The organism is Gluconacetobacter tumulicola (assembly GCF_014174215.1).
GTDB lineage: Bacteria > Pseudomonadota > Alphaproteobacteria > Acetobacterales > Acetobacteraceae > Gluconacetobacter > Gluconacetobacter tumulicola.
The window spans coordinates 19302-27453 of the sequence record NZ_JABEQL010000040.1; the positions used below are offsets into that span (position 1 = coordinate 19302).

The 8152-nt window shown below is 59.4% G+C and carries 7 protein-coding genes; 3 read left to right on the forward strand and 4 right to left on the reverse strand.

What is annotated here, in order from left to right; genetic code table 11:
- The first annotated feature begins 31 nt into the window (after window positions 1–31).
- Entirely contained in the window at window positions 32–475 is a 444-nt protein-coding gene (locus tag HLH29_RS18150; RefSeq protein ID WP_182968788.1) for an Rrf2 family transcriptional regulator, read from the forward strand.
- Between the two features lie 66 nt (window positions 476–541).
- Here the strand turns inward: HLH29_RS18150 and HLH29_RS18155 are convergent, their stop codons facing one another.
- The gene (locus HLH29_RS18155; protein ID WP_182968789.1) at window positions 542–1093 is read right to left on the reverse strand and encodes a flavodoxin family protein; all 552 of its coding nucleotides are present in this window, start codon (window positions 1091–1093) and stop codon (window positions 542–544) included.
- Between the two features lie 121 nt (window positions 1094–1214).
- On the opposite strand from HLH29_RS18155, the gene HLH29_RS18160 reads away from it, so the two are divergent.
- Window positions 1215–1625, forward strand: a complete 411-nt coding sequence (locus HLH29_RS18160; protein WP_182968790.1) for a winged helix-turn-helix transcriptional regulator — start codon at window positions 1215–1217, stop codon at window positions 1623–1625.
- Window positions 1626–1637: 12 nt separating this feature from the next.
- Here HLH29_RS18160 and HLH29_RS18165 read toward each other — a convergent pair whose 3' ends face one another.
- Window positions 1638–2543, reverse strand: coding sequence for a LysR family transcriptional regulator (locus HLH29_RS18165; protein ID WP_220791586.1), 906 nt, complete (start codon window positions 2541–2543; stop codon window positions 1638–1640).
- A 123-nt stretch (window positions 2544–2666) separates the two neighbouring features.
- Here HLH29_RS18165 and HLH29_RS18170 point away from each other — a divergent pair, with 123 nt between their 5' ends.
- Complete coding sequence (locus HLH29_RS18170; protein ID WP_182968791.1) at window positions 2667–4343, forward strand: alpha-keto acid decarboxylase family protein; 1677 nt, start codon at window positions 2667–2669, stop codon at window positions 4341–4343.
- Window positions 4344–4535: 192 nt separating this feature from the next.
- On the opposite strand, the gene HLH29_RS18175 is transcribed toward HLH29_RS18170, so the two are convergent.
- Together HLH29_RS18175 and HLH29_RS18180 are read right to left on the reverse strand one after the other, a co-directional pair.
- The gene (locus HLH29_RS18175) at window positions 4536–6035 is read right to left on the reverse strand and encodes a P-loop ATPase, Sll1717 family (RefSeq protein WP_182968792.1); all 1500 of its coding nucleotides are present in this window, start codon (window positions 6033–6035) and stop codon (window positions 4536–4538) included.
- A 339-nt stretch (window positions 6036–6374) separates the two neighbouring features.
- The gene (locus HLH29_RS18180) at window positions 6375–8003 is read right to left on the reverse strand and encodes an NAD-dependent malic enzyme (protein WP_182968793.1); all 1629 of its coding nucleotides are present in this window, start codon (window positions 8001–8003) and stop codon (window positions 6375–6377) included.
- Window positions 8004–8152: the final 149 nt, after the last annotated feature.

The window sequence follows — 8152 nt, forward strand, 5'->3', positions numbered from 1 at the left end:
AAAACCTGTCAAGAACGCGCATCTTCCGACCATGAAATTGACGCTGCAAACCGACTATGCACTTCGCGCATTGATCTATCTCGGCAGCCGGACCGAACGCCTGTCCTCGATCCGCGAGATCGCGGAAGCCTACGCCATTTCCGAGGCGCATATGGTCAAGGTGATCCACCGGCTGGGCATGGGCGGCTTCATCGACACCATCCGCGGCCGCAATGGCGGCATCCGGCTCGGCCGCCCCGCCGCCGACATCAATATCGGCGCCGTCGTGCGCTATATGGAAGACGACATGGCCCTTCTGGCCTGCATGGGCGAAAACGCGGACACCGATCCACGCGCCCAATGCCTGCTGATGCCAGCCTGCCGCCTGCGCGGCGTTCTGGGCGAGGCATTACGGGCCATGACCGACGTGCTGGACCGCTACACACTCGCCGAGATGATCACCCCGTTCGAGATCAGCCAACTCCGAGGCCCCTGACCCCAAACAAGCATTTCCAAAGACACCGCCTTTGGCGGGGTGCGGGGCAGAGCCCCGCGAAACAGCCTACTTCAACCGCGCCGCAATCTCCGCGACCCGCTTGCCATAACGCTCGGCGGTGACCAGATCGCCCTGATGCACCTCATCCGCCCCGGCATCGGCGGGCGAGCGCGCCAGCAATCCGACCGACCCACCCAGATTGTTCGGATCGTCCGACGTCGCGGCCTTGGTGTTGGACGGCGGAACGCCCAGGCTGACCCAGATCCCGCCATGCTGCGACGCCAGCGTCTGCAGGGTGATCAGCGCCACCTGCTTGTCGCCGTTCGGGCTGGCCGAATTGGTAAAGCCGCCGAACACCTTGTCCTGCCACCCGCGCGTGAACCAGATCTTCGAAGTCGCATCGGCAAATTTCTTGAACTGCCAGCTCACGTTGCCCATGTAGGTCGGCGCACCCAGAATGATGGCATCCGCCGCGTTCAACGTGGCCCAGTCCGCCTCGGTGATATCGCCGTTCGCATCGATCGCGATGATCTGTGCATCGGCGCCGCGCGCCACATGCTCCGCAACCGTCTTCGTGTGGCCATAGCCGGAATGATAGATAACGACAGTCTTGCTCATGTCTCGTTCCCTCGCGGTGACGCGGATTGGAGTCGCCTTCACCTGGTTTCATATTGAAACCAGGTTTCGATTCCTGATACAAACCCGCGCAACAGCCAGCAAGAAGGCACTTTTTCGAAACATGGTTACGCCGAGGAAACCGCCCCACACACCAGATCCCACCGGCTTCAACGTCTATGCCCGCGAATGCCCCGCGCGCATGGTCCTGGATCGCATCGGCGACAAATGGGCGCTTCTGGTCCTTGACCGCCTGCGGCGCGACACGGCACGCTTCAATGTCATCCGGCGCGACATCGGCGGCATCTCCCAGAAAGTCCTCTCGCAGGTTCTGAAAAACCTCGAGCGCGACGGGCTGGTACTGCGCACGGTCCATGCCACCGTCCCCGTTGCCGTCACCTACAGCCTGACTCCGCTGGGCGAGACTCTGACACAGGCCGCTGCCAGCCTGATCCACTGGGCCGAAAGCCATATGGCGCAGATACAGCACGCACAGCGCCTGTATGACGATCGTCTGGCCAACGCCTCTCTCTGACCAACGCCGCCTTCATACCGGCACCGTCGCCCGCACCTGCTCGCGCACCGTCTCCACGAAGCGCCGCAGCAGCGGCGTCGGCGGCTCGGGCCGCGTCGCCACCGCCAGCGTCGCACGCGGCGCGGTCCCGGCAATCGGGCGGAACACCGCCCCACCGGCATGAATCTGGTCCAGGCTGGCCGGCACGATCGACACCCCCAGCCCCGCCGCCACCAGCGGCACGGCGGCCGTGATCTGCGGCGCCTCCTGTCCCAGTTGCGGGGTAAAGCCCGCATTCTGGCACGCCGCCAGGATGGCGTCGAAAAAGCCCGGCCCCAGCGCACGCGGAAACAGGATCAGCGGATCGCGCGCCACATCCTGCAACGCCACGGTCGCCTGACCGGCGGCCGGATGCCCGACCGGCACCGCCAGCAGCGTCGGCTCCTCGAACAATGTCTCGATCGTGAACACCCCGCCCGGTGCCGGCGGGCGGATAATCGCCACATCGATCGTCCGCTCCGTCAGCGCGGCACACAGCGCGGGGGTATTGCTTTCCTCCATCGTGATCACCGCATGCGGCAGCGCCAGTCGCAACTGGCGGATCGCCGCCGGAATCAGCGGCAGCAGAGACACCGCACCCGCCAGCCCCACCCGCAGGCTGCCCCGCTCGCCACGCCCCAGCCCGGTCGCCACATCCACGAATTCCTGCCGCATCTGCAACAGGATACGCGCCCGCTTCACCAGTTCGGCCCCCGCCTCCGTCGGCACCGCCCCCTGCCGCGAGCGCACGAACAGTTTCAGCCCCAACGCCTGCTCCAGCGCACGGATCTGCTGGCTCAGCGGCGGCTGTTCCATGTGCAGCGCCCGTGCCGCATGCGTGAAGCTGCCATGCTCGGCAATCGCGGCAACGTAGCGCAGATGGCGGAATTCGATGTTCATATCTGAAACATATGGATAACGTTGTTCGCATATATTGGACAGAAGAATTTTCGGCTTCCAGTCTGCCCCCCACGCAGCCGGGACGAACGGGTCGCCCCGGACACCACCGGGGGAGTCACCATCATGACCACCACAGTCGGCCAATATCTTTCCGCCCGCCTCGGCCAGATCGGCCTGAAGCACCATTTCGCCGTCGCCGGCGATTTCAACCTCATCCTGCTCGACGAACTGCTGGCGGAAGGCTCCACCAGGCAGATCTATAGCTGCAACGAACTGAATTGCGGCTACAGCGCCGAGGGCTACGGCCGCGCCAACGGTGCCGCCGCCATGGTCGTCACCTTCAGCGTCGGCGCCCTCTCCGCCATGAACGCCATCGGCAGCGCCTACGCCGAGAACGTGCCGGTGATCCTGATTTCCGGCGCCCCCAACACCAACGATCATGGCTCGGGCCACCTGCTGCACCACACGCTGGGCAACACCAATTACGGCTACCAGGCCGAGATGATGCGCCACATCACCTGTGCCGCCGAGGTGATCTTCTCCGCCGAGAACGCCCCGCACCAGATCGACAACGCCATCCGCACCGCCCTGCGCGAACGCAAGCCCGCCTATATCGAAATCCCCTGCAACCTCGCCAACGCCGCCTGCCCCGCCCCCGGCCCCGTCAGCAGCCTGCTGTCCGAACCCGCCGCCGACCAGGCCAGCCTGGATGCCGCGCTGGAGGAAACCGGCCGCTTCCTCTACGCCCGCGACAAGGTGGTCCTTCTGGTCGGCAGCCGCATGCGCGCCTCCGGCATCATCGACCTCCTCCCCGCCCTCGCCGACCGCATGGGCTGCGCGGTCACGGTGATGGCCGCCGCCAAAGGCTTCTTCCCCGAAGACCACCCCGCCTATCGCGGCGTCTACTGGGGCGAAGTCAGCTCCCCCGGCGCGCAGGACCTCGTCGAGGGCGCCGACGGCATCCTCTGCCTCGGCCCGATCTTCAACGACTACGCCACCGTCGGCTGGCGCGCCACGCTACGTCCCGAAGACACGCTGCTGGCCGACCTGCACGGCATCACCGTCAACGGCCGCGTCTTCGAAGGCTTCTCCATCCGCCAATATGTCGAGGCCCTCACCGCCCGCGCCCCCCGCCGCGCCGGCTCCGCCGAAACCCCACGCCAGCCCCAGCCCACCATCCCCACGGCAGCCCGCGACGCCCGCCTGACCAACGACGAAATGGCCCGCCAGATCAACGCCCTGGTCGACAGCAACACCACGCTCACGGCCGAAACCGGCGATAGCTGGTTCAACGCCGTCCGCATGACCCTGCCCGGCGGCGCCAAGGTCGAAAGCGAGATGCAGTGGGGCAGCATCGGCTGGTCGGTCCCCGCCGCCCTCGGCGGCGCCCTCGCCGCCCCCGACCGCCGCCACGTCCTGATGGTCGGCGACGGCTCCTTCCAGCTCACCGCGCAGGAAGTCGCGCAGATGGTGCGCTACGAACTGCCGGTCATCATCTTCCTCGTGAACAATCACGGCTACGTCATCGAAATCAAGATCCACGACGGCCCCTACAACTACATCAAGAACTGGGACTACGCCGGCCTCATCGCCGCCTTCAACGCCCAGGACGGACACGGCCTGGGCCTCCACGCCACCACCGCCGGCGAACTGGCGGGCGCCATCGAACAGGCCAAAGCCAACACCCGTGGCCCCACCCTGATCGAATGCGACCTGGACCGCACCGACTGCACCGAAACCCTGGTCAAATGGGGCACCAAAGTCGCCGCCGCCAACAGCCGTCCGCCGAAAGTGAACTGAAGGAAGAACCTTCTTTTTCTGAAGAAAAAGAAGCAAAAAGACTTTTATTCGTTGGCTTCTGGCGGATTGTTCCGCCAGAGGCTTACATGAATTATATTATGTTTTCTTTTTATATTAGTCAGAGAATAATTTTACACGATGAGCCAAGAAGGAAATCATATTATAAGTGTAGCGGTCAATCGCTGAGTCGTTTTAATCGTCTTGCTCATCGTTAACGCTATTCGCCTCGAAAGCCTTTCCTTGGGTAATTTTCATCCCCTCGCGATAAAGGCTTGGAACCTTAAAAGAGTCTTTAATAGTTTCTAAAAAGCCATTGGCGGTTAGCGCCTTGATTTGCACTCTCGCCTCATCAGGAGTGAGCCCGAGAAGTTCACAAATAGAGGCAAGATTATGTTCAGCCTTACTGCCTCGAAACTTTTCAATCGCTTGTACAGAAGACCCAGCTTCAGCAAAAAGGGTATCATCTACACGTCGTACACTTAAATCCGAGAGGCCATCACGTAGTGCGTCCGGCTCGAAAATCGGTCGACTGTTAATAGGACGCTCTTCAATGCCCTCTCTCTTGAGTTGCGCATCCTGCGAAAGTTGAACTAAGTCAATAAGATTACGGGGCGGCTTTACATCGTTACCGTCGCGTATGCGCCGCATCATCCATACCCACGTAATAGGTTTACGTGTCCCGGCATCAACTTGCTGAGGGAATAGTACGTCAAAGATACCTTGATCGCTTAAATCCTTGATCCCAAGCATTTTACAAAATGTAACATTCTCTCGAACACGTCTAGATAGAAGATTTAATAGATCTGGGTCACGCCAAACGATATCAAGCTTTCTCGCATTAACGTGCGTAAGATTAACGAATCCCCCAGCAGTAATTCGACTAAACAGATCCTTACGAACGAATAATTTTATTTTAAGCCTATTAAATTCTGAAAAATCCAGATAAGTTCTCAGTAACGCTCGTAGAGCAGGCACTTCTGTATCTGGATGGCCCGCGAAAGCCTCATCTAGACGATCAAATGCAATCCAAGCCGTTATATCGGCTTCTTCCATGCATCGGTTTAGAAGATTTAAAAGTGATTCTACGGGAATATCATCACTTTTAATACGTTGCACACTCTCCTTCGAAAACTGGACTTTAGGTGTAATTACCGGATAGCCATTTGCGTCAACTGAGCACTCCAGCTCTGCCGAATCCCATTTGAACCAAGAACCGATTGATTGCAGGGCCCGCGAGAAAGCATTCCGAGGAGCATCAACTTCGGTCCGCAAATTTAGCCCACGAAGAACCTTATCTAAGATTTTCATAGATGACGTAAAATTGCCTTCATAAATTCCCAGTATCCAATTTCCAGAAAAAGATAATATGTAACTTTTCCACAATAGATTATATTCGTATTCTGTAAGAGGATCTCTTTGCGTAAGCGGCTGAAAAATCGGATTCCCAGATGGATTAAATGCCGGTATAACTTCTACGTTTTCAAGACCTGGAAGAGTCGTATACTTCTTTTGAAGTATCTTGTATATTGCTGTTTTTCCAGTCCCTTTATCGCCGGCAATAATATCTCTCTGATCTGTCACCAATTCTCGGAAAGCATTCGTCTCTACAAAATATCTCTCTAATGCGTCGTCAAACTCGGCAACAGATTTACCGATATTAAGATGCTGCAACGCTTCCTTAAGAGTAGTCATTGTGGCTCCGAAAAATTAAAAATTGTTCCTGCCAAGCAATATGATCGACGTCTGAATTTATACGATAATATTCACAACATCAAACCATCTTAATATCATACTGCGACCATAGATCTCAAACAATGTTTCCTCCTCCCCAAAAATGGAAAACCTCTCGTCATATCCGCGCTTCAAATCGAAATAGATCCCGGAAACACACCACATAAATAATATAAAGAGGATTGATTACCCTAAAATCGATTCCATGAGAAATAAAAATATATGGAATATTAGATCAATCTACCTATTTTTATCAAAAAAATCTTTTTTTCTTCTTATATCTTCCCGTCATTTTATCGGTCAGACCCCATATTCCGGGCTGTAACACATCCCTTCGATCCACGCCCGGATATCCTCCGGGCGCGGCACCGTCGCCATCCCGTTTTCGAACAGATATTCCGCCAGCCGGCAGGCCGACGTCACCTCGACTTCCAGAATCTGCGATTGCGGCGGGTAAAGCATCCCCCGCGCCTGCGCCGAAGGCGACACCTGATCGGCCAGCGCATGCGCGGCCTCGATGATCAACGCGTCCGTGATCAGGCGCGGCCGCGTGGCATAAACCGCCAGCCCCAGACCGGGGAAGATGTAGAAATTATTGGCCTGTCCTGGCCGGAACACCATGTCCCCACGCATCACCTGCGGAAACTGGATGCCGGCAGCATACAGCGCCCGCCCGTCCGACCAGCCATAGGCCTGCTCGGCTGTGCATTCCGGGCGCGGAATCGACAGCGGGAAAATGATCGGCCGCGCATTGATCTCGGCCATCAATTCCACGACCGGCTGGGTAAACGCACCCCCGGCCGTCGAAACCCCGATCAGCACACTCGGCTTCACCCGACGGATCGTCTCCAGCAGGTCGCGCGTGGGTGCTGCCGCATGAGCATAGCGGCGCTGCTCCTCGGTCAGGTCGGTGCGCGAAGGCTCGACCAGCCCCTTCACGTCCATCATGACGATGCGCGAGCGCGCTTCCGCCGTCGTCAGCCCCTCGGCCTCCATCGCGGTCACCAGCAGGTCAGACGTGCCCAGCGCCGAAGACCCGGCACCGAGGAACAGGAAAGTCTGGTCCGCCAGTTGCTCGCCCTTGATCCGCAGCGCCGTCACCAGACCCGCCAGCGTCACCGACGCCGTGCCCTGGATGTCGTCATTGTAGCACAGCACTTTTTCGCGATAACGCTCCAGGTACCGGATCGCGTCCGTGCCCTTCCAATCCTCGAAATGGATGCAGCAGGCCGGAAACACCTCCTGCACCGCCGTCACGAATTCCTCGACGAACGCATCCAGCTCCGCTTCCGGCGGCGGCTCCCGCCGCAGGCCCAGATAGAGCGGGTCGGCCCGCAGGGCGGCATTGGTGGTGCCGATATCAAGCTGCACCGGCAGCGTGGTGTGCGGCGGCACCGCGCCGCAGGCCGTATAAAGCTGCAACTTGCCGATCGGGATGCCCATGCCGTTGGCCCCGATATCGCCCAGCCCCAGAATGCGCCCGCCCGTGGTCACGCACAGGAAGCGCACATCCGGCACCGGCCAGTTGCGCAGCACCTCGGCAATGCGCCCCTTCATGTCCAGGCTGATATACATGCCCCGAGGGCGGCGATAGAGATGGCTGAACGACTTGCAGACCTCGCCCAGCGTCGGCGCATAGACAATCGGCACGAAGCGCGCCGGGTCGGACATCAGCACCTTGTAGAACAGGGTCTCATTCCGATCGACCAGCGCCGAGAGGTAGATATAACGCTCCAGATCGGTCGGCTTGGCATCCAGATGCTGAAGCACCCGCTCGGCCTGGCGCTCCAGCGTTTCAATCTGCGGCGGCAGCAGGCCCTCCAGGCCCAGGGCCCGGCGCTCGGCGGTCGTGAAGGCGGTCCCACGGTTCAGGAACGGATCGTTCAGCAGAGCCGTGCCTCGCAGGGTCTGGCGGTCGGATGTCGTCATGTTCGGGGTCCTCCATGCACAGATCGGCGGCCGATACCGGGACTGTCAGGAATTTCGTGTGCGAGGCGTTGTTCACGTTGTTGATCAGACGGTGGCGCGTGCGAAGCGTTCACCGAAGAGAATGGCGAACTGGGCCTTTGCCATGGACC

What these genes read in the sequence shown, in the direction of transcription:
- HLH29_RS18170 (WP_182968791.1), top strand. Translation starts at nt 2,667, where the DNA reads ATGACCACCACAGTCGGCCAATATCTTTCCGCCCGCCTCGGCCAGATC.
- HLH29_RS18150 (WP_182968788.1), top strand. Translation starts at nt 32, where the DNA reads ATGAAATTGACGCTGCAAACCGACTATGCACTTCGCGCATTGATCTAT.
- HLH29_RS18160 (WP_182968790.1), top strand. Translation starts at nt 1,215, where the DNA reads ATGGTTACGCCGAGGAAACCGCCCCACACACCAGATCCCACCGGCTTC.
- HLH29_RS18175 (WP_182968792.1), bottom strand. Translation starts at nt 6,035, where the DNA reads ATGACTACTCTTAAGGAAGCGTTGCAGCATCTTAATATCGGTAAATCT.
- HLH29_RS18165 (WP_220791586.1), bottom strand. Translation starts at nt 2,543, where the DNA reads ATGAACATCGAATTCCGCCATCTGCGCTACGTTGCCGCGATTGCCGAG.
- HLH29_RS18155 (WP_182968789.1), bottom strand. Translation starts at nt 1,093, where the DNA reads ATGAGCAAGACTGTCGTTATCTATCATTCCGGCTATGGCCACACGAAG.
- HLH29_RS18180 (WP_182968793.1), bottom strand. Translation starts at nt 8,003, where the DNA reads ATGACGACATCCGACCGCCAGACCCTGCGAGGCACGGCTCTGCTGAAC.